Source organism: Microbulbifer variabilis (assembly GCF_052467165.1).
The window spans coordinates 1,661,245-1,683,909 of the sequence record NZ_CP174301.1 but is presented as its reverse complement, the minus strand read 5'-3'; the positions used below and the strand labels follow the sequence as shown (position 1 = coordinate 1,683,909).

Sequence of the window (22,665 nt, the reverse complement as noted above, 5' to 3'; positions counted from 1 at the left end):
TATGCGCGCCAAGACGCAGGTATTTTGCGGGCTTTCAATCTGGAATCAATAGCTGAGAACAAATTACTGGTAAGGGTCCAGTACCTCCTGCCCCCCAGATTCCTCCTGATATTGGTCTGCATCTATGGTCGGGCGGGACCACTCGCTGCCCTGCTCTGCATTACCATTATTAGATTGGATGGCGGGTGGTGCTGTAGTGACATCGGAGGTAATCAAGCCGCTGGACTTTCTTTCATATCGTTTTTCCACCACAGGCTTAGGCGGCGTGGAAGGTGTGCTCTCTCGGCGGATACGACTGGCCATAGTTCTCAGATTCGGGCGGCGACGCTCGGCAAGCTTCACTGCCTCCAGCTCGCTGTTAAGTCGATTGACCTCCGCTTGCAAGTCGCCCATCTGCGCCTGTAGCTCAGTAATCTGGGTCAGGACGCCTTTTACTTTACGACTTTCCTTCTCGTACAAAACAGCGGCGCCGCCAAAGGCCAAAACGAAAATGACCAAAATGGAAAACTGACGCATAAAATCTCCAGAAACATCCCTTCTTATTTTAGAAGGGCATTTTTACAGCAAATTTTCTGTATCTTCCGAGATATTGCGCATAAAAAACAAGTTCAAAAGCCTGCCAAAGCCTTGATAGTCACCATTCCATAAAAACGAGCAATTAAAATTTATCGGATAGCGACATATTCACACCAATGTCCCGGCCAGCTCCCCAATCTCAACCGCCTCCTGATCCACATAGCGATTGCTGTCTGAAATTGCTGGCAACAGCGTGCTATCTGCGTATTGGCAACCAATCGCTTGCACCAGCTTTTGCCCCACCTTTTCTGCCTGCTCCGGAGCATGGGCTTTTCCCGTGCGCAGAAAATGCAGTAACAGATCGTAGCCCGGGCGCCAGCACTGCAAGTCAGGAAAGCTCTTTCTCAGCGCTGCGGCAATCCGCAATCCTTCGTAGTCCAGATCCCCCCAGAAAAATGTTGGAACCGTTCGGGACTCCCTATCGTGCCACCAGCTTAGGAATTGCTGCCGGATATTTTCACCAACCACATTAATAGTGCTGAAGCGCACCCTCGCCCCATTGCGAATCCGTTCTGCGCCGCCCTGGTAGCCCTCGCTATAAACCAGCGCAGCACGACTGGGTTGCAGCTCCGCCAGGCTAATAAAAGTGTCCTGGTTTTCGATAAAAATGACCTGCTCAAATTGCCTGGGCAGGTAGGCGTGAAGTAAAAGCTGGCGCTCCTGGATTTTACGGCTCAGGTCAGGATAGAGATTGCGCACCAGAGATTGACGGCTGGGTAATTCCAGGTATTTGGAATCCCCCTTAAAGCAGCGCGCGGCTAATTGTCGCCAGGAAATTTTATCGGCAAAGATCAGCTCTTTGCCGACGGAAACCCAGCAAGCAATAATTTCTTCGACGGACTCAAACCCCGGTTGGAGTTCCAACCCTTCGAAGGGAAAAGCAGAGGGATTCTCAAAGCGATCGACATAGGGCTCCAGCAGGCTGGTCCAGGTGGATTGGCGAACGGTGGGGGATGGGCGATTGAGCCACAGGCGCAGCTGTTCCTCGCTGGCATCCCGAAAAATCAATTGGGCCCCCTGCCACTCGGCAACACCCGGCCGCCTTTTCGGATTCGGTTTCACCGTAAAACACTGGTATTCCCGCGCAAAGTGCTGCAATTCATTCCACAGCTCCTGCTCGTCTTGGTCGGGGTCCCTGAGGGGCTCCAACACTTCCAGCCAACGCTTACTGCCAGCGCGCAAATCCAGCCTGAAACTAATGCGGGCTTCCTTGCCGCGTTCCAGCTGGCTGTCCCGCCGATCCAGAATAAAATTCAGGATGCCGATTAACAGCGGGTTTTCCTCTACCCAATAGGGCAATGCCTTTTCCATCGGTTGCCTCCCTGCCAATGGAGGGGTTTCCCCCGAAAATACCTATCCCTCTACTTCTACCAGGTCCATAAAATCCAGCGACGCCTGTTGGCGAATCGTGCGGCGGTGGTTGGCCCAGAGTTCGGCGATACGCTCCTGGTTGCACACCTTGCGATCGACATACACCCGGGTATTCAGCTGGCCGATGGGCTTGGCACTGGGGCACTTACTGAATACAAACTGATTCGAGATCAGGTCCATAAAAGGCCCCGATTTACTGCTGGGCATAATAAACAGCAGTTGTAAGCCCAGGGTTTCAGTCAGGTAACGGATCACTTCCTTGGAGCGGGACTCATCCATTTTGGAGAAGGCCTCATCCACCAGCACCATCTGCAAATGGCTGCCACTCTCACCAAAGCGGAAAGCCGAAGTGACCGCTGCAGAGCGGATAATATAAGCCGGCGTTTCCAGCTGGCCGCCGGAACCGGTGCCGTACTGGCTGAGCGCAATCGGCTCCTTGCCTTCCGGTTCCTTATAGATCTCATAGCTGCGGTAGTTGCGATAGTCGCTGATTCGATCCAGCTCGCGCCGCGCCACCTGCTCATCCTCACTCAGCAGCATACTCAACAGGCGATCCCGTACCTTGCGGTGCTTGGGCGCCAGATCCGTATCGAACAGGCTTTGCTCTTCGCCCAGATTCGGCAGTTCAATCACCGCTTTAAAGAAGCTCCAGTACTCCTTGAATTCCGCCACCCACTGGTAGTCGAAACGGAAGCTTTCCCGATCGGCGCCGAAACGGTGGTGCTCCAGTTCTTTATTGAGATCATCGAGAACGCGCTTACCATCATTGATGGATTGGTAAATAGCGTGGCACAAATGAGTCACAAAAGTGGTGTTAAAGGATTTTTTCAATCCCAGCAGTTGATCGTGGCGCTCCACCAGCAGGTTGTTCTTGAGGCGGTTGCGCAGGGTCTCTACCTGATCGCCGAGACCGCTGATTAACTTGAACAGGCCATCTTTATGGCCCCCACCAATGTCGGGCTCAAACACCAGCGTATCGACGCTGGCACAGGTGGCGTTGTACTCCATCACCGCGCGATCCAACTGGCGACTGTATTTCTCCAGCTGTCCCTGCCAACTTTCGATATCCGCTGAGAAGTCAAAGTTGTCGGCCGCACGTTCTACCTGCTCGTCGGCAGTAACCAACACTTGCTCGGCATCGAAGGTGGGGTCGATGGCGGTAATGCGCCTTACCATTTCCTCGCTGTCACTGGCAGCATCGTCCAGGGACTCCAGCTCGCCAGACAGGGCGTATAAGAGTTTTTCGTTGCTTCTTAGCTTGGTCTCCAGAGAGCCATGCTTGCGCTGGAGATCAGACAGCTGCTTCTGCTGGTCTTTGAGCTGGGCCTTGAGTTCATCGACCTGCTGCTCGAACTGCTCGAAGTCCTTCAGGTCCAGGTTTTCTAAAGCCCGCTCGGCGCTGCGCCATTCCCGCTGGGCCGCCAGGGCGGAATCCACAATGGACAACAGCTTGATATTCGCCAGTCCGCGCACCGCGTTGGTGACTCGGCGGTAGAGCTGGTGGCGCTCGTTGACGTGGGCGGCCTCTTCCAGCAACTGCTCCATAGCGCGCTGCTGCGCCGCCAGTGCGCGAGCGCGGGCGCCCTGACCGAAGACCAACTCGGCATCGTCCATATCGCAGCGCCACATGCTGTAGTTGCCACTGGCCATACCGTCGGCAGTCAGACCCCGGCGGGTGCCGCGCAGCTCGTGTTCATCCTCCACCTGCACCACGGCACCGTAAGAGGCGCGCAGATAGTGCTCGGCAGTTTTATGGGTGAACTCCATCAGTTCGATAATGGAGCCCGACGGTGTATCCAGGCGCTCCGCATCGCGGCGGGCTTTATCCCCCTGGATCACACGGGCGCGGTTGTTGCGCCCGGGCAGGCCGCGCACGATACGAATCGCGCGGGCCTCGTGTTCCGGCTCCACAATAATCGAGAAGCGCGCACCGCCCAGATAGCCTTCAATCGCCATCTGCCAGCGCTCATCCAGCACTTCCACATAATCACACAGGACGCGGGGCTCCGCCTCAGGGCACTGCTCGCGAATTGCGGCCAGGGCCGCTTCCACCGATTGGGGGTAGCGCACGCGGTTGGCCTGGAGATGCTGAATGCGGCTCTCCTGGGTGCGCAGCTGCTTTTGCAGCTGCTGTACTTTTTGCTCCCAGCGGGAGGCCTGCTGGGCAATCTGCTCTTTGGGGGAAACCTCATCACCGACGCCAGCTTTGCCACTGCTATCCAGCAGGTCGAAGAGGCGGTTCTGTAGGGCCTCACTGCTGGCAGCGCGCTCGCGCAGTGGCTCCAATGCAGCCAGGTCAATCCAGTCCTTGCCCAATAACTTGTGCAGATCCGGCAGGTCTTCCTCGCGGGCCACCTGCTTGACCGCCTGCACCAGTGCTTTATCAGAGAAAGCGGGAATTTCCAGCTCGGCGGAGGTGGAGTTGAGCAGGTTTAATAATTCTTCGGCGGCCTCACGGTTCTCGCGCCAGCGGGCCTCTTCGGCAGACATGGGGGTGTGCTGCTGGGACAGAAGGCTCAGGGCATTGTTAATACGCTGTTCCAGTTCGTCCTTATTGCGCAGCGCATCGATACCCAGGCGCTGGGCTTGAAGTTCTACCAGCTGGCCGTTGAGCTGCTCGACGCGTTCAGAGGCGACGCGCACTTCGCGCTCATTGTTGTCCAGATCACTGCGCAGTTTTTTCTGGTCGTTCTTGCCGCTCAGATAACTCTTTTGTACCCGCTGCTGGCGGTGGCGTGCGCATAAATATTCCTGTACCCGCAACTGCAACCACTGCTCCCGGTAGAGCTCTACCGACTGGGCGATGGCCTCCAGGGAACTGACCCGCTCCACAATCTGGCGGGCTTCCTGCTCCATGCTGTGAATGGTTTTCATCAGCTCGGAGACTGAGCGGATGGCATCACCCAGATCGCGTTTTTCCAACACTTCCTGGGCGACAAAATCGTTGATGCTTTTTACTGGCTTGTAGGCCATAAAATTGGCAAAGGTGCGCGCGGCGTGCATGGCCTCGCGATCGGAGACCGCATCGCGGCGTCCGCGCAGGGCACCGTAAAGGCGGCGCAGGTAGGCCTTTTTCTTGTCGTACTGCTCTACTTTTTCGAACTGCTTGCTCAGGACCTGGTTGAATTTATCCAGCGGCAACAGGTGTTTGCCATCGGTGTAATCCCGGACAAAATCTCCCATCACCAACTGTTCACCGGGGAATACGAAAAAGCGCAAATCACTTTGGCGAGCCTGGGCGGGTTTGCTGCTGCTATCCAGGTGCGCGCGAATCCCCATCACTGCGGTAAAAGGCTCAGCGTCGTCTTCACCGCTGGTGGGATGGAAAATACCGGCAATGTAACAGTCGGTGGGCTCTACCCGAGCGTAACTGCCGTCGTCACAACCCAGTACATAAGAAGCTAGTGTCCGCACCTGCTTGCCACCGCGCCCGCGCTGGGTGGTTTCATCCTGCCCCGGGTTAAAGGTAAACAGGGTGTCGTGGGCGGCGGTCATCAAAGTCTGGATAGCATCGGCCGCCGTGGTTTTACCGGAACCGTTGCCACCGGAAAACAGGTTGATCGGGCCGAAATCATATTCCAACTGCGGGATATTGCCCCAGTTAATCAGGATCAGTTTTTTTAGGAACATAGTCTTTTCAAAAAAACGGTCTTTTCAAAAGCAGGGTCTTTTGGCCGGCGGGAGGCCGGCACCCCTCTCCGAGGCTCCCGGGCGCGATTTACGCAAACCCGGGCGGTCGAATGTTTTCGATTTTTTATAGCCGCTAGTGCGGCCTCTATTTTCAACTAGGAGGCGGCTTCACTCTCAAACAGGCTGTTATCTTCGACTTCTGGAGTGATGCGTTCGAGCGCTTGCTCTTGTTCCGCCTCTTCAACCTCGCCAACCTCATAAACTTGAGCGGCCGCGCTCTCCACCGCGGGCGGGACTTCGCTGTCGATCAGCTGGTGCAATACCGACTCGCTGACAAAGTGGGCGATGGTCGGGCGTACGCGCAACCAGACTTCCGCACTGGTCTCCACTTCTTCGCTGCTGAACTGCACCAAACGCAGCTGGCGCAATTTCTTCAACAGATTTTTGCGCTCGGCGTGCTTATCCGGCAGGGACATTTTCAGCAGGTTGCGCATGCCCAGTTCCAGGGCTTCCATCGATAGCGCCGCGCAACCACTCTCATCCACCTGCCCTTCCCGCAGCGCTTTATCGTATTCCACGCGCAAGGCGAGAATCGCGGCCACTTCCTGCTGACTGAGGCGGGCGCGGAAGCCACCGTGGTGCGGCTCTTCCTGGTCCGGCAGGCCCGGCACTTCGGCGCCGGGCGGATACACGCGGATAAACTGGAAGCGGCTGTCGTGCTGCAAACGCAACCCCAGCGGGGCCAACCACTCGCGCACCAGCTGCTCGCAGCGCTGGAAGCGATCGTAAAGCGTGGTCTCAATTACGCTTTCATCCCGGCAGATAACGCCGTAATCCAACAGGCGCACCAGCAGCTCGGAAAATTCGCTGCGGTTCAGACGACACTGCGCCAGGGCCTCTTCCAAAGCCTGTTCAATCACTGTTTTTCAGCTCCAGGATATATTCGTCAAATTCTGTGAAATAATCATTGCTGGCGATTTCACCGGTAAATTTCACCTGCAGGTCGGCGGCGCCGCTCTGGTTCACCGCCGCCGCTTCGATCACATGGCTCATAGCGAGCAGATCACGCGCATCGCGCAATGGCAGGTTGCGGCTATTGATCTGGCGGCCGGTGCCGAGGGCATCACTCAGATAATCGCGCAGGTTACTGTTGTTGAAATTAAACGCCTGGTCGAGCAGTTGTTGCAGCTCGATCTCGCGACGGTTTTCTTCACCGATGGGGGTTTCATCTTCGACCCGGGTATTCACCGGCTGGCGGCGATTGCGCTGCCACAGCTGGGTTTGTTTGGGGTCAAACAGGCGCAGCTGGAAGCCACCTAACTGTTCGCCCAGCTGCTCGAGAATTTGTGTTTTTTGCTGGCTTTCACCGAGGCGCTGGCACAGGTCGGCAAATTCACCTTCGGCCTGGCTGTGCAGGTAGCTGAGCTGGCGGATAATAATATCCGCACGCTTGGTAAAGCCCTGTAGTGCGCGGCGCAAAGCGGGCAACTTCACCTCGCAGGCGCGGCGCATGCGGTCCTCGATGGTATCGAGCATCAGCCACAACAGGGATTGGCCCGGTTGCATCAACTCCGGCAGCAGCTGGCGCAGGCGCTTCTCCCACTCCGCTTTCTGCACATCCTCCTTGCGGCGAATGCAGTCAATCACCCGGTTGATGGAGTCGCGATGTTTTTCCACGCTGTCCGCAGACAGTCGGATAGCCAGGTCCGGCTGGAAGCGGCTCTCCATAAAGGAGAAAAACTCATCGGTGGCCTGTTGCACCAGCAATTGGGCCTCCACCTCCCGCACCATTTCTCGCTTGCGCTCTTCCAGCTCGGCGATCATATCGGTGAAATCCGCCACGATACGCTCGGAGTATTCCCAGGCATCGATCAAGTCGTGGATTTCACCTCGGCTGGCAAAGGCTTCCAGGGCATTTAAGGTGTTGCGGGTATTGCGGTGACGGGTGCGCACGCGGGTGCCGTTCACTTCAACCAGCGGCTGAGTAAAAAGGCGGCCCCGGCGGCTAAACGGATAGGTGGCGGTGAGCGTGGCACTATCTACCTGCTTCTCCAGCCAACCGAATTCCACCAGGCTGTTCAATACCCAGACGGCCTGGTCGCGCAGGTTGCGGAAGCGGCCCTCGGGGTCCTGCACTCCATCTTCACTATCGAGTTGGGGCGCGCGGGTCAGGGCCTCGGCAAAAATTTCCAAAATCTGTTCGCGCAGCAAAGACTCACCGTAGTCAGCCTTGGCGGTGTACAGACGCTCATACAAAAGACGCAAGCATTCAACCACCTGTTCGCGGTATTTACCGGTCAGCGGGCGGAAGAAGTGCTGGTAGGAATCGACGAAGAACAACGACTATAGGCCCGCTTATTCCTCTTCCGGCTTTTGGTTGAAGACACAGTACTTGGTGTAGTCGCCCGCATCATTCATGGTCCATTGTCCCTTAGGCACACTGTCCATTTTTTTACACCAGGCATCGGAGCCACGCTTGGGTTCACAAGCTGTCAGGGTTACCACTGCGACAATAGAGATGATCAAGACAAATACTTTTTTCATAGTTTGCTTCTACAAATGAAATTCGGATGATACCCCAACCCCAATTACCTATTTGAAATGAGGGCGGGAAAGAGCTTGAGTGTTCCTATTGATTAAGAGGCACCTTACTCTCGGCGCCACTTGGTACCTTCTCGACTATCCTCTAGTACTACACCCTTAGATTTTAACTCCTCCCGAATCTCATCGGCACGGGCAAAGTCTCGATTTTTCTTGCTCTGTACACGCTCTTCAATCAGCGCTTCAATTTCCTCAGCAGAAACAGACTCCTCTCCACCACGGGCCTGCTTGAACCAGGCTTCCGGGTCCTGCTGCAAAATACCGAGCATTTCACCGGCAGCCAGCAGTAAACTTTTTAAGCGCGCTTTGTCAGCATCTTCAGCCTTGTTCAGGTCACGGGCGATCTGATGCAGTTCACTGATGGCGATGGGCGTATTCAGATCATCTTCCAGCGCTTTGATAAAGGCGCTGCCACCCAAATCTGCAGCTCCAGCCTCAACGGCTTCGGTTTCACGCAGGGCACCGTAGAGGGTGTCCAAGGTTCGCCAAGCTTGATCGAGTAAGTCAGCACTGAAGTTCAGTTCAGAGCGATAATGAGCGGACAGCAACGCAAAACGCAGAACTTCACCGGGGTACAATTCAAGCAAATCTTTAACCATGCGGAAGTTGCCCAAAGACTTGGACATTTTCTCGCCGTCGATATTGACGTAGCCGTTGTGCATCCAGTAGCGCACAAAGTCGACACCATTGGCGCAGCAGCTTTGGGCGCGCTCGTTTTCATGGTGAGGGAAAGTCAGGTCGCGACCACCGCCATGGATATCGATGGTATCACCCAGATGCTTCTTGATCATGGCCGAGCACTCCAGGTGCCAACCCGGACGACCACGCCCCCAGGGGCTGTCCCAACCGGGCTCTTCATCTGAGGAAGGCTTCCACAGTACGAAGTCACCGGCGTATTTTTTGTAAGGTGCCACTTCCACACGCGCACCGGCGAGCATATCGTCAAGGGAGCGCTTGGAAAGCTGGCCGTATTCCTGCATGGACTCCACTGCGAACAGCACATGCCCCTCTGCAGCGTAGGCATGGCCTTTCTCCAGCAGGCTTTCGATCATCGCGATCATTTCCGGCAAGTGCTGGGTGGCGTAGGGTACAATATCCGGCTCCAGGTTATTGAGCGCGGCCATATCCTCGTAGTAAGCCTGGGCATAGCGCGCCGACAGCACGCCGATTTCCTCGCCATTATCCCGCGCGGTTTTCATGATTTTGTCGTCAATATCGGTGATATTGCGCGCGTAAATCACATCGCTGAAGTTTCTTTTCAGCACCCGGTACAGGGTGTCGAACACCACCACAGGGCGGGCATTGCCAATATGCACACGGTTGTACACGGTGGGGCCACACACATACATGCGCACCTGATCTTCCACCAATGGTACGAAGGGTTCTTTCTTCCCGGAAAACGTGTTGTAGACCTGTAGAGACATCTTTTCTCTCGAATTCTTTTTGCTGCCTGGGGCGGGCCGCTCACTGACCCACCCAACGAAACTGCCGTTTAGACAGTTACTGGTTTTGCTACTACTTGCTTTGTTCTTTCGCCCAGCTGTCGCGCAGGCCAATGGTACGGTTAAATACCGGTGCTTCCGCACTGCCATATTTGCTGTCGCGACAGAAATAGCCGTTGCGCTCGAACTGGTAGCCCTGCTCCGGCTCCGCCTTGGCCAGGCCGATCTCTGCCTTACAGCCTTTTAGGATTTGCAGGTTGTCCGGGTTTACGCAGTCGAGGAAATTCTTACCGCCGGCATCCGGCGATGCATCATTGAACAGGCGATCGTAGAGACGCACTTCGCAACCGACATTGTTATCGGCAGATACCCAGTGAATAACGCCCTTTGGCTTAACACCGTCGGCCGGGTCTTTACCCAAGGTATCGAGATCAACTGAGCAGATCACCTCAACAATTTCACCGGCATCATTCTTCACGACTTCTTCGGCAAAGATCACATAGGCGTTACGCAAACGTACCTTTTTGCCCAACACCAGGCGCTTGTACTTCTTGTTGGCCTCTTCGCGGAAGTCGTCTTTCTCGATATAGAGGGTGCGCCCAAACGGAAGCTCACGAGCCGGCAGGTCATCGCGTACCGGGTGGCCGGGTGCTGACAGCATCTCTTCCTGGCCTTCTGGGTAATTCTTCAGAGTGATCTTCAGTGGTTCCATCACACACATAGCGCGGGGGGCATTTTTGTCCAGGTCGTCGCGAATGCTGTATTCCAACATGCTCACATCTACGACGGAATCAGAGCGGGTTACGCCGATCATCTCGCAGAAATTACGGATTGAAGCTGGCGTAAAGCCGCGACGGCGCATACCGGAAAGTGTCGGCATACGGGGATCATCCCAGCCGTCTACATGCCCTTCGTCTACCAGCTGCTTGAGTTTGCGCTTGGATACCACCGTGTAGTTGAGGTGCAGGCGTGCAAATTCATACTGGCGCGGGCGTGAAGGCACCGGCAGATTCTCGATCATCCAGTCGTATAGCGGCTTGTGATCTTCAAACTCCAGGGTACAGATAGAGTGACTGATGCCCTCAATCGCATCACATTGGCCGTGGGCAAAATCGTAGCTGGGATAAATGCACCACTTGTCACCGGTCTGGTGGTGAGCCATTTTCTTTATACGATAAATGATCGGGTCGCGCAGATTAATATTGGGCGCTGCCATATCGATCTTGGCGCGCAGGCTGCACTGGCCCTCTTCCATTTCACCATTGCGCATCTTTTCAAACAGCGCCAAATTATCTTCCACAGAGCGATCACGGTAGGGACTATTTTTACCCGGCTCCTTGAGCGTGCCACGGTAGTGGCGAGCCTCTTCAGCAGACAAGTCACAGACATAGGCCTTGCCTTCTTTAATCAGGTGTAGGGCCCATTCATATAATTGGTCAAAATTATCCGAAGAGTATTTAGCTTTACCGTTCCATTCGAAGCCCAGCCAGGAAACATCGCGCTTGATTGCGTCGACAAACTCTTCCTCTTCCTTGGCAGGGTTAGTGTCGTCAAAGCGTAGATTACAGGTACCGCCAAACTCCTGTGCCAGACCAAAATTCAAACAAATAGATTTGGCGTGGCCAATGTGCAGATAACCGTTCGGCTCAGGTGGAAAGCGGGTTGCCACTTGAGTCACCCGACCCTCGGCCAGGTCTTCGCGGATAAGGTTCTGTAAAAAGTGAGCGGGCTTGCTCTCGGATGTCATAGGTTTCTCGTTACAGCTGTGCGAATGTAAACGGCCGATTATAGCCTAGTTGGGCCACAGAATATCGAATTTGAAAAGGCTGCTACCAATCAATTGGTTGGCGGCGTTCACTTTTTAGGCAATCGGCACCGATCTGCTATCGCAGCATTTTACAGCTACGGACTACAAGGTATCATGCCGCCCCAAATCAACCCTTATAGGACACTTTATGATCACCCTGCACACTACCCACGGAGATATCTCTATCGAACTGGATTTCGACAAGGCCCCAAAGACTGCTGCCAACTTCCTGCAGTACTGTCGTGATGACTTTTATACTGGGACCATTTTCCACCGGGTGATCGACAACTTCATGATCCAGGGCGGCGGTATGACCCCCGAAATGGAGCAGAAGGAAACCCGCGAGTCCATCGAGAACGAAGCCGACAACGGCCTGAAAAATGATACTGGCACCCTGGCCATGGCACGCACTATGGATCCACATTCCGCCAGCTCACAGTTCTTTATTAATGTTAAAGACAATGATTTCCTGAATTTCCGCAGCAAAGATGCACAGGGCTGGGGCTACTGCGTTTTCGGCAAGGTGACCGATGGTATGGACGTTGTAAACAAGATCAAGAGCGTGAAAACCGGCAGCAAAGGCTTCCATCAAGATGTACCCATGGAAACCATTGAGATCACTGGTGTCAGCATTTCTGACGACTACGCCGGCAAGTAATTTCTCGGGTCCATTCAGACTCTAAGGCGGGGACATTGTCTACTTATTTAATTTCTGATTTGCACCTCGACGAGGGACGCCCAGATATTACCAGGGCTTTCTTTGATTTCCTGCGCGGTCCAGCCGCCGGTGCCGAAGCACTGTATATTCTCGGCGACTTCTTCGAGGCCTGGATTGGCGATGACGACGATGCCCCGCTGATTGATGAGGTTGTCCGGGAACTCAGCCACTACACTGATACCGGTGTAGAATTGTACTTGATGCACGGCAACCGCGATTTCCTGCTAGGTACTGATTTCGCCCAGCGTGTTGGTGCAGTGCTTTTACAAGACCCTACCGCTCTCCCCCTTGCCGGCCACCAGGCTCTACTGATGCATGGCGATAGCCTGTGCACTTTAGACGAGGAATATATGGCGTTTCGCCGCCAGGCCCGCGACAGTAACTGGCAGCAGGCGCTGCTGGCCAAGCCTCTTGAAGAGCGTCGTGCTATTGCCGCACAGATCCGCGCCGCCTCCAAGGCGATGAACAGCCGCAAAGCGGAAGACATCATGGACGTAACTCCTGAGGAGGTGGAAAGGGTAATGCGCGAGCACAATGTGGACACCCTGATCCACGGCCATACTCACAGGCCCGGGCGCCACAGCCTTGACGTTGACGGAACTCCGGCAGAGCGCATCGTACTTGGGGACTGGGACCGCAATGGCTGGTGCTTGAAAGCGGGCAAGGACTCGCTGGAGTTGATCCACTGGCCTATAGGCTGATCAGCACTGCTTGAGGCTATGCTCTTCCCGCACGGCCTCAACCAGCTCCCGCAGGCTCTCCCACAAGCGCTTCTCTCCCCCGAAGCGAAATCCCTTGCATCTTAAATAGGCACAATCCAACACTGCCGGCTCCATCCCCTGTGCTGCTGATGGCAGTGGCCCACGCGCGCCCGAAATCGACTGGATAATTTCCGCCACTTCGCGATTGCTTATTATTCGGTCGCTGCAGTTTATCGCATGGCCGCGAGCATCTTTCGCCTCCAGTAATAATTCCACTGCCCTGGCTACGTCTGTGCCGTGCACCTCGGTGGCATTCCTTCCCTGGGAATAGCGCTTCTCTCTGATAATCGCACAAGCAATGTCATACCACTTACTGCGCACTAACGGATTTACCACACCGTAAACACCAGTCAGGCGCAAGGACACCGCGTGCCAATTTCTTTGCCCGGCCCAAGCAGATACCATAGCCTCTACAGCAGACTTATATGCCCCATAGAAAGTTTCCGGCTGGGTTGCACCATCCTCGCATAGGTCGCCACGTAACTGTCCTGTGGCATAGACTGCACGACTGGAAAGAAATATGAATTTTTTTACCCCGGCATCGTGAGCCATCTGCATCAATGCCAGAGTGCGATTTAAATTCGACTCCAGGAAGCCGGTAAGGTTGCCCCCCTCCCCACCACGATATCGCCCCGGCAAATGCTCGAAAGCCCCATGGACCACCGCATCGAGCCCTTCGACAAACCCGGAAAGTACCTGATCGCTCGACATAGTACCGCAGGTCCATTCAAGCCTGCTGTCACCGCCGAAAATCTCAGATTTCCATAAGGAGCGTGACAATCCTCTCACCTGGCACTCTCTCCGCAGGAAATGCCTGACAATAAATTGCCCCACATATCCACTGGCGCCGGTGATACCAATTCTCACGAGATTCCTCCATTAGGCTGAAGCTGTTGCGCACGACTCAATTGATCCAATTGACCGCTGATATCCCGTCCCTCATAAACCGCCCACCACAAATCAATCAGTGGTTTGAGCTGCTTAGCTTTAGGGTGTGCTTGTTGCCAAGGCTTCTCGTACTGGTAGTGAATCACATGGATACTGCTCCACTGCCATAGTTGTGGCAGATTCAGGTACAAATACTGCAGGGCATTGTAGATGTAAGGCAGTCCATGCCATCTGGAAAAGAAAGTCTCAAGAAAGGTTTGATCTGTGCGCCGCCAAAAAACACCGGGGCGATCCAGCTCTGCCAACATTCTCTGATAGGTTGCCTCACTCGGTACGGCAGTGAATGAACCTGAGTTCATTCGGTGGAAGCCATCCAACCCCTCATAGAGGTTGGGGGCCGCGCAAAACTCCGGGAATGTCATCAGGTGGTCGATATTACGCAACAACAAAATATCTGCATCGAGAAAAAAAACTTTTTCGTACTCAGTCAACCCCCACAGTGCCAGCTTGCAGAAATTATTCAAGGGATTATGAAATTCGGGCTTTTTCCCTTTATTAAAAGGAGCGCGCCTATGTAAGGCCTCACGTCCATGCCGAAGGGTAAATTCATCAGAAAGTGAAGGAGGGCGCACCTCCCGTACAATACAGCCCGCCTGCTCAAGAGGACGACTGTCACAACTGCCAGCAACCACCATGCATACCAGGGGATGAATACTGCCAACCCGATCCAGGGAGCGCTTCAAAGCAGTGGCGCCGATTACATAATCTGGACTGTTTACAAGGGTAACAAAGGCACATCGTGACATAGCAACAACTGTCAAAACTTGAGGCAGTACGACTATTACCAGTACAGCTTGGGCACAAGCCAATTAAAGTGGGGGCATCCTATCCCCATCTCCACAGATCACACGGGCATGCCAACGATCCACGAAGCTTTCCATTTGCTCTTGGGTGAAGCAATTAACATTGTAGATAAAACTGGAGCGCAACCGTCCGCCATAGGCAGCCATAGACAGGTATATGCCATAAGGTGTCAGGCGTGTCGGTAGAGGTATTGTACGTATTTTTAAGTCATCGCTGAGATATACCCAGTCTGAATTCTCACCGGTATAAACACCGGTAAAACCCTCCTGATGCTCTTCTGCCTGCAGGAAGGTAATCAGATAGGCACGGGAAGCATTCAAGCTATGACCCAAAGAACCATGGGGACCAATAGAGTCGGCGGCATATACTGTACGAACCGCACGCTTTATTTCCAGGGAAAGCCGACTCAGTTTTTCATTCCAGGATTCATCTCTACGCACTCTCAAGCATGCATAGCGACACATTGGACCGAACACCTCTCTGTGTTCTCTTTTGAGGCGCAGGGATAAGTTCGTATTCATCCAGAAATCAAAATGCAGGAATTCACAAAGTGTCTGCTGGTAAGCGGCACATAAATAAGTAAAAAGGCTGACATTTGCCGAATTCGCCTGCTCCTTAATTCGGACTAAGTCCTCCCCTTCAATCATGTCACACACATCATCACAACTAAGCGAGACAATCTCCTGATGAGATGCCCGCTCAACGGCTTCTTTTTCCTCGCTAAGCATATTTAGCCAGTAGTAGCGCGCCTTCTGCCCCCGTTCGGAATCCAGATAGGCCTCCTCAAAATTGATGTAGTCGGCAAAATCCGTATCTTCCACTCTGGGATTAAACCCTTTTCCAGCAGCAAGGCTTAAGTAATTTTTCAGAGACTCTGCCCAAAGAAGCGACAAGCTAATTCCATCCGTAATGATATGGTGGCTTTTGGTCAGGAAAATATATTCGTCTTCACCTGTACGGAACAGACTAAGCCCCAGTAACTGGTCTGCATTGAGATCCATCGGAGAGCTGCTGAATTGGCGTAAAAAACTGGTTATATGTGTTTCGCTCATATGGCGAATGTCTAAATAATCCAGTTCTATGTTTTTAAAGCTGCGAGTGGGGGATGAATCATATCGACAGCGAAAGATAGGGTAGGAATTAGCAACTCCTGGAATTGCCTTCTCGAACAGCTCAATATCGACGTCCCCTTTCACATACATCGCACGTGTAATCAGGTCCGCTAATGATTTGCGATGGTTCAAATCGTAGATGCGCTGCTCAGTTATCGAAAGCGGCACACTGAATGAGGAACTCCAGCCAGCCACGGTACTCTCCTGGCCTGTTCTTGTTTCGGAGCAACCAGCTGGCCCTTGGACCGCAATCCGGACGCCCAGTACATTGATGACCGCTCACAAACATCTACACCTGAGCGATACAAAGCGATGGATCTGTCGTATAAGGCACCGTTGTCAATTGTCACTATGCGAGATTTTCCAATTGACTGCATACTGATACTTCCAGCGAAAGTATGAGTTAAGGATATACAAATCCCGCAAACTTACCGCTTGTATACCCCCGCCAGAAAATCGCACTGGCGGAAAAACAACCCCCCAGACGCATCAGATCTACTTGATTTACAATGCTGGCCCATTGCATGATTCTTGTAGACCTCAAGGTAGGAGTTCGATCCAAGTGATCAACAACCTAAACAAACGTGTATTGATACTTGGCGGCTACGGCAATTTTGGCGAGCGTATTGCGCAAATGCTGAAATCCGAACCCAATATCCAACTGATTATTGCCGGGCGCAACAAGGGATTGGCAGACCGCTGTGCAGAGCAACTTGGCGGTCTTGCCGAGGGATTGCGCCTTGAGCGGGATTCCATCAACCTGGCTGCACAACTGAGGGCATTGCACTTGGATCTGCTGATCCACTGCGCCGGACCATTCCAAAAGGAAGTTGATTATCGGGTTGCCAAAGCCTGCATCGAATCCCACACACCTTATATCGACATCTCCGATGGGCGCCGTTTTGTATGTGACTTTCATCGGCTCTCGCCCGCTGCAGAAGCCGCAGGCATTGCCATGGTTTCCGGTGCCAGCAGCCTACCCGGGCTGAGTTCTGCGGCACTGATGGAAATCGGTCAGGAATTGCCGGTGATCCACTCTCTAGAGATTGCCATTGCACCGGCACATCGAATTGACCGGGGTCTGGCTACGGTATACGCGGGTTTCGAATCCCTGGGGCACAGTTTTCCGCAGCTTCAGGAAGGTCACTGGCGTGAATCCTTTGCCGGGAAGAACCTGCGCCCGATAACCCTGGCGCACCCGGTGGGAAAGCGTTGGCTGTGTGATTTCGATGTGCCCGACTTGGAGCTTTGCCCCAAGCATCTTCCCGGGCTGCGCAGTGCACGTTTTGCAACAGGGCTCCAGCCGCTTACTTTGCAGGTGGGCCTTTCCGCCTGCGCCAGGTTGGCTCGTATTCATCTGCCGGCCACCAGCGCACGCCTGGCTCAATTGGGTCACAAGCTGGCACCCCGTTGGCCCGGCGGCACGCCCCATGGTGGAATGATTGTTCGTGCAAAAGGTGAAAACCAACATGGAGAAACTGCTACGCGACAATGGCAGGTTCTCGGTCTAAATGGTGACGGCCCCTGGATTCCGGCTGCACCGGCAGCAGCATTGGCACGGAAATTCCTCGCAGGCAATGGGCCCTCGCCCGGCGCCCAGGCCTGCTGGCAACTTCTCACCCTTGATGAAATCCTGGTGGAACTGAATGATTATTCCATAGTCACTGCAATGGAAACACATTCCCGGGAACGAATGCCTGCAATTGCCCATTAAAAATATCCCCTCTGGAACTGAGGAACTGCCACTAGACATCGTACTAGGTACATTGACTCCAGAGGCAGCCCTTATAAATTTCTTGAGTACATTAACTACCCATGCAGCAAAAGATAGCGCCATCGCTCAAATAAACTCTCAATTTTCTCGCGGTTAAAGCAATTTACATTGTAAACGAAGTTGGCGCGCAGCATTTCCCCGTAACAGGCAAGAGAAAGATAAATTCCATAGGGCGTAATTCGTGCAGGCAAATTAATAGTACGAATTTTTATGTTTTCATTTAGGCGGACCCACTTAGAAACATCACCAGTATAGATTTCCTGAAAATCTTCTTGATCCCTTGCTACGTTGAAAAAATTGATTAAGTAACAAAAATGAGCCGAGAGGTTATTGCCCACACTACCATGAGGACCAATAGAGTCGGCAACATAAGCCGTCCGTATTGCATGATGGATTTCTCTGGATAGCCGAGCTAACTTCACCTCCCAGGTTTCCTCCCTCCGAACCAGTAGGTTGCCCAACCGAAACATTGGCCCGAGCACTCTCCTATGCTCACGCTTTATCCGCAGGGACAGACTTGTATTAAGCCAGAAATGGTTATCTAGCTTTTCAATCAGGACCTGTTGAAAACTAGAGCACAAATATGCGAAAAGACTAACTCCTGCAGCATCTGCCCGAGCACGAATTTGGGTAAGAAGATGAGCCTTTATATCGCTGCTCAGCACGTCGCAACAAAGAGAAACCATTTTTCCGCTGGACGCCTTCTCTATTGCATCGTTTTCATTTGCTAACTTGTCCCGCCAGCTATGTAGAGCTCTTTCACCGCGCCTGGAGAGAACATATCTATTTTCAAATCTGATATAGTCAGCAAAATTGACGGGGTCGGGTGATGGCTGGTAGCTTTTCCCCTCCTCGAGCTGCCGATACTCAGTCAGTATTTCTGACCAAAGTAATGACAAACTAATACCATCAGCAATAATATGGTGGCATTTTGCCAAAAAAATATATTCGTTCTCTCCTGTACGCAGCAGACTAAGGTTTAATAATTGGTCGGTATCCAATGTCATTGGGGCATTACTGTATTGCCGCAAGAAGCTCTCTCTTTGAGAAATATTCAATTCGCGGATATCAATAGAATCCACTTCAAAATTTTCAAAAAAACGCGTCACAGGCTCTTTGGTATACCTACAAAGAAAAACTGGGTGCCGATTCACGGTTCGCCGAATAGCGTCCTTAAACAACCCGGTATTGATGGGCCCCTCTATGCACATAGCTCGTGCAATCATATCTGCCAAAGCCCTACGGCGATGAAGGTTGTAAATGCTCCTCTCGGTAATCGACAGAGGCACATTTTGATAACTTTCCCAATCCGGCATCTTTTGCTCCATTAAAGGACTCCACCGCACCTCATTTTTGTCTATTTAATCAGAAATATACTGCCAAAATTGGCCACAGCCAGGCTTAGATGTACCCCCTGAAAAAGTACAAGTTGTCCGATCGCTATTCACTAAAAAATTACCGCCAGTGGAAGCTAGCTTTTTATGGATCACGCAGGACACCTATTGTGATAAATCCGCCAAATTGTTTTCACTCTTAAGCCCATCATTAACTTTATACTGGCAACCGCTCTCTTAACTGCCTGTTTAACGTTTGATAGCTCGGGATAGCGGCAAAATACCCCAAGATGATCTAGGTTCAGTATCAGAACTCCCTGTAAAGATACCGAGCCGCACCCCCTATGATCATCATTAGTACTTGGCGTGCTTATGCCAGTAGAAACGGAATTAAGCGCGCAATTATTCCGCTGACGGGCCTGGTGCTCACACCTATTTTTCTGGTGCTCACCTTTTCCAGAAGCGCTTGGTGGTTAATCCCGCTGGCAGCGAGCCTGTTCCTGGTATTTCTGGGTCTTTACGACATATTCCAACGCCAGTGGACCCTTACCCGCAATTTTCCAGTGGCCGCCCGTATTCGCTGGATGTTCATGAACCTCCGTCCCTACTTTCGCGCCTACATAGTGGAGGGCGATGAGGAAGGCAGGCCGTTTAGCTATGAGGCCAGGCGATTAGTAAACGCCCGCGCCGAGGGAACATCTGATATGCACCCCTTCGGCACAGAGCAAGATGTCTATTCCGGCGAGCAGATGTGGCTGACGCACTCTATTACACCAGCAAAAAAAGCGGATATGAGTGTCCGAGTAAAAGTGGGTACTGAGCAGTGCTCTAAGCCCTATTCCGCATCCCTACTCAACATTTCCGCCATGAGCTTCGGAGCCTTATCCGCCGCAGCGATTGAAGCTCTGAACAAAGGCGCTGCAATCGGTGGCTTCTATCACGACACAGGTGAAGGCGGCATAAGTCCTTACCACAGAAAACATGGCGGTGACCTGGTATGGGAGCTGGGTTCCGGCTATTTTGGCGCGCGCAAGGATGATGGCAGTTTCGACCCCGACCTGTTTCGCGAGGCTTGCAATGACCAGGTCAAGATGACCGAAATCAAATTAAGCCAGGGCGCCAAACCCGGCCATGGCGGAGTCCTACCCGGTGCAAAAGTCACCCAGGAAATCGCTACCACCCGCAAGGTAAAGCCAGGGGTCGACTGTGTTTCACCACGCGCACACTCAATGTTTTCCACCCCCATTGAAATGCTGGAATTTGCAGAGCAGATGCGCACCCTCTCTGGTGGCAAGCCAGTGGGCATCAAACTTTGTGTCGGACATATCTATGAAGTCATGGCCATTATGAAAGCCATGCATGAAACAGGAATATTGCTGGACTTTATCGTGGTGGATGGCTCCGAAGGCGGGACCGGAGCAGCCCCACTGGAACTCTCCAACCGAGTGGGCATGCCCCTAATTGAAGGGCTGATCGTAATGCGCAATGCTCTGGTGGGCGCCGGGCTACGCGACAAAATACGTTTGGCTGCCAGCGGCAAAGTCTATTCCGCCTCAGGGCTGGCTGAGTGCTTGGCAGTTGGCGCCGACTGGTGCAATGCAGCACGTCCTTTCATGTTTTCCATCGGTTGTATCCAGTCTCTACGCTGTAACACAGATACCTGCCCCACCGGTGTCACCACCCAGGATCCCAAGCGACAACGCGGACTGGTGGTAGATGTGCAGAGCAAGCGCGCAGCAGCCTTCCAAGCAAAAACCCTGGAAGCTCTCGGGGATATTGTTGCTGCCGCCGGGCTGACAGATCCTCGAGACCTGCAACCCTACCACCTATATCACAATATCAATGCGGTCGAGACCCTGCCCATTCACCACATCTGGCACTTTATCGAGGAAAACTCCCTGATTGATGCACCTGAGGAAACCCCTTACGGGCGCTGGTGGCTAGCCGCCCAAGCGAATTCTTTCCAACCTGCATTTAAGTTGGAGCACGGTCTGGACAGAGGCATCCGGCGTATTTCGGAATAAGCAACTCTATTACCACACCCTTTTTTGTGGAGATTAAAATGAAAACCGTTTCGGAGGTTGTCGTCGACACCCTGGTAAAAGCCGGGGCCAAGCGCTGCTATGGAATCGTCGGCGATACCATCAATCATTTCACTTCAGCCGTACGCACCTCAGATCTCGAATGGATACATGTACGCCACGAGGAGGTCGGTGCCTTCGCCGCCGGAGGTGAGTCTTACCTGAGTGGTGAACTAAGCATTTGTGCAGGCACCGCAGGCCCCGGCAGCCTGCACTTTATTAACGGTATTTTTGAAAGCCACAGAAATGGCGCGCCTGTACTGCTGGTCGCCTCCTGTATCGACCGTGCCGAACAGGGGCTTGGCTTCCCACAAGATGTGGACCAGAGAAAAATCTACGAGCAGTGTTCAGTTTTTTGTGAAGTACTGGCAGACCCAAACCAGGCCCGTCGTATTTTCAGCCAGGCAGCACAGGCCGCCCTCAATCACCGTGGCGTGGCAGTTGTGGTAGTCAGTGGCGATATGTTTAAAACCAAAGTGAAAGATTCGGTCCCCTGGTCTGTCCACCGTCCCCAATGGCTGACGCGCCCCACCGATCAAGAGCTGAATGCCCTGGCAGAGAAAATTAACCAAGCTGGTAATATTGTTATTTATGGTGGCATTGGATGCCGCAACGCCCATGATGCAGTGGTAAATCTCGGTCAACACCTGGCCGCTCCGATAGTACACACCACAAAATCCAAGGAATTCCTGGAACACGATAACCCTTGTAATGTGGGTATGAATGGCATCCTCGGTAATCCCGCAGGCTATCGCGCAATTCAAACCTGTGATTTATTACTTTGCCTCGGGAACGATTTTGCCTACACCCAGTTTTACCCAGAGAAAGCCACCATTATCCAAGTGGATATCGAGCCAGCTCATCTCGGCCGACGCACTCCGGTTGATATGGGGCTGGTTGGCGACGTAAATACAACCATTGAAGCTCTGTTGCCAAAATTAAAAGCGCGTAAGCAAAGTAAATTCCTTGATGACCTACGTGCGCGCTACCAAAAAGACCTTGAGCAAATGCAAGAGCGCGGTCATGAACCTGACCCCAAACTGATCCACCCCCAGTTTGTAGCGCAGACACTCGATAAGCTGGCTGACGAGGACACCGTATTTACCGCAGATGGTGGCTCTCCCATGGTATGGCTGCTGCGCCAGCTGCGCGCTAACGGAAAGCGGTCATTCCTAACCAGCCTATCCCACGGCACCATGGCCAATGCATACCCACAGGGACTGGGCATGGCTAAAGCCTATCCCGGGCGCCAGGTAATCGCCATGTGTGGTGACGGCGGTATGACCATGTTGATGGGAGACCTGCTAACCCTGGTCCAGGAAAAGATACCGCTCAAGCTTCTGGTATTTAATAACCACTCGCTGGGCTTTGTAGAAATGGAGCAGCGAATCGAAGGGATACTGGACAGTTTCACCGGTCTGAAAAATCCCGACTTCGGTCGTATGGCAGAAGTGATTGGCCTTACAGGAGAAAAAGTCGAAGAGGCGGGAGAACTTGAGGGCGCTATGAAGCGCTGGCTGGCAGTAGAGGGCCCTGCGCTGCTCGACGTAACCGTAAACCGGCTGGAATTGGTGATGCCGCCAGAAGTCACTGCCCAGCAGGTATCCTCAACTGCCCTGTTTGGGCTTAAGGCCATTCTCAATGGACGCGCCGATGAAGTGGTCGACTTGTTAAAAGATAACTTCCTGAAGTAGGCCGGCGTTATC

The 22,665-nt window shown here is 53.2% G+C and carries 17 protein-coding genes; 5 read left to right on the top strand and 12 right to left on the bottom strand.

All coding sequences use genetic code 11. The features are described from left to right. Positions 1-63: 63 nt before the first annotated feature. From ACJJIP_RS07390 to ACJJIP_RS07355, 8 genes are all read right to left on the bottom strand, one after another. Positions 64-516, bottom strand: coding sequence for a hypothetical protein (locus tag ACJJIP_RS07390; protein WP_282953147.1), 453 nt, complete (start codon positions 514-516; stop codon positions 64-66). 168 nt (positions 517-684) lie between these two features. Beyond that, on the bottom strand, positions 685-1,887 hold the full coding sequence (locus ACJJIP_RS07385) for a Wadjet anti-phage system protein JetD domain-containing protein (protein ID WP_444946546.1): 1,203 nt from the start codon (positions 1,885-1,887) through the stop codon (positions 685-687). A 42-nt stretch (positions 1,888-1,929) separates the two neighbouring features. Then, positions 1,930-5,577: an ATP-binding protein gene (locus ACJJIP_RS07380; protein WP_444946545.1), complete on the bottom strand. Its 3,648-nt coding sequence runs from the start codon at positions 5,575-5,577 to the stop codon at positions 1,930-1,932. 155 nt (positions 5,578-5,732) lie between these two features. Continuing rightward, positions 5,733-6,497, bottom strand: a complete 765-nt coding sequence (locus ACJJIP_RS07375; protein ID WP_444946544.1) for a DUF4194 domain-containing protein — start codon at positions 6,495-6,497, stop codon at positions 5,733-5,735. Further along, positions 6,490-7,917: a Wadjet anti-phage system protein JetA family protein gene (locus tag ACJJIP_RS07370; protein WP_020413169.1), complete on the bottom strand. Its 1,428-nt coding sequence runs from the start codon at positions 7,915-7,917 to the stop codon at positions 6,490-6,492. The genes ACJJIP_RS07375 and ACJJIP_RS07370 overlap by 8 nt, the downstream gene beginning before the upstream one ends. 15 nt (positions 7,918-7,932) lie before the next feature. Further along, on the bottom strand, positions 7,933-8,121 hold the full coding sequence (locus ACJJIP_RS07365; protein ID WP_020413170.1) for a DUF3012 domain-containing protein: 189 nt from the start codon (positions 8,119-8,121) through the stop codon (positions 7,933-7,935). Between the two features lie 104 nt (positions 8,122-8,225). Beyond that, a complete protein-coding gene (gene cysS / locus ACJJIP_RS07360) occupies positions 8,226-9,602 on the bottom strand; it encodes a cysteine--tRNA ligase (protein WP_026305071.1) in 1,377 nt (458 codons plus the stop codon). A gap of 91 nt (positions 9,603-9,693) precedes the next feature. Next, complete coding sequence (locus ACJJIP_RS07355; protein ID WP_444946543.1) at positions 9,694-11,367, bottom strand: glutamine--tRNA ligase/YqeY domain fusion protein; 1,674 nt, start codon at positions 11,365-11,367, stop codon at positions 9,694-9,696. A 208-nt stretch (positions 11,368-11,575) separates the two neighbouring features. On the opposite strand from ACJJIP_RS07355, the gene ACJJIP_RS07350 reads away from it, so the two are divergent. Next, complete coding sequence (locus ACJJIP_RS07350; RefSeq protein ID WP_282953141.1) at positions 11,576-12,085, top strand: peptidylprolyl isomerase; 510 nt, start codon at positions 11,576-11,578, stop codon at positions 12,083-12,085. Positions 12,086-12,120: 35 nt separating this feature from the next. Then, positions 12,121-12,846: a UDP-2,3-diacylglucosamine diphosphatase gene (locus ACJJIP_RS07345; protein WP_444946542.1), complete on the top strand. Its 726-nt coding sequence runs from the start codon at positions 12,121-12,123 to the stop codon at positions 12,844-12,846. Here the strand turns inward: ACJJIP_RS07345 and ACJJIP_RS07340 are convergent, their stop codons facing one another. The 3 genes from ACJJIP_RS07340 to ACJJIP_RS07330 all read right to left on the bottom strand — a co-directional run bounded on the left by ACJJIP_RS07340 (position 12,847) and on the right by ACJJIP_RS07330 (position 15,965). Further along, entirely contained in the window at positions 12,847-13,773 is a 927-nt protein-coding gene (locus ACJJIP_RS07340) for an NAD-dependent epimerase/dehydratase family protein (protein WP_444946541.1), read from the bottom strand. Next, entirely contained in the window at positions 13,770-14,600 is an 831-nt protein-coding gene (locus ACJJIP_RS07335; protein WP_040628812.1) for a glycosyltransferase, read from the bottom strand. The genes ACJJIP_RS07340 and ACJJIP_RS07335 overlap by 4 nt, the downstream gene beginning before the upstream one ends. Before the next feature lie 63 nt (positions 14,601-14,663). Then, on the bottom strand, positions 14,664-15,965 hold the full coding sequence (locus ACJJIP_RS07330; RefSeq protein ID WP_444946540.1) for a condensation domain-containing protein: 1,302 nt from the start codon (positions 15,963-15,965) through the stop codon (positions 14,664-14,666). A gap of 367 nt (positions 15,966-16,332) precedes the next feature. On the opposite strand from ACJJIP_RS07330, the gene ACJJIP_RS07325 reads away from it, so the two are divergent. Beyond that, on the top strand, positions 16,333-17,484 hold the full coding sequence (locus tag ACJJIP_RS07325; protein WP_444946539.1) for a saccharopine dehydrogenase family protein: 1,152 nt from the start codon (positions 16,333-16,335) through the stop codon (positions 17,482-17,484). A gap of 95 nt (positions 17,485-17,579) precedes the next feature. Here ACJJIP_RS07325 and ACJJIP_RS07320 read toward each other — a convergent pair whose 3' ends face one another. After that, positions 17,580-18,872 (bottom strand): condensation domain-containing protein, encoded by a 1,293-nt coding sequence (locus ACJJIP_RS07320; protein ID WP_444946538.1) that lies wholly within the window; start codon positions 18,870-18,872, stop codon positions 17,580-17,582. Between the two features lie 350 nt (positions 18,873-19,222). Between ACJJIP_RS07320 and ACJJIP_RS07315 the strand changes: the two genes are divergently transcribed. Both ACJJIP_RS07315 and ACJJIP_RS07310 read left to right on the top strand, forming a co-directional pair. Next, positions 19,223-20,902, top strand: a complete 1,680-nt coding sequence (locus ACJJIP_RS07315; protein ID WP_020413180.1) for an FMN-binding glutamate synthase family protein — start codon at positions 19,223-19,225, stop codon at positions 20,900-20,902. 38 nt (positions 20,903-20,940) lie between these two features. Continuing rightward, positions 20,941-22,653 carry a ubiquinone-dependent pyruvate dehydrogenase gene (locus tag ACJJIP_RS07310; RefSeq protein WP_020413181.1) on the top strand — a complete coding sequence of 571 codons (1,713 nt, stop codon included), beginning with the start codon at positions 20,941-20,943 and terminating at the stop codon, positions 22,651-22,653. Positions 22,654-22,665: the final 12 nt, after the last annotated feature.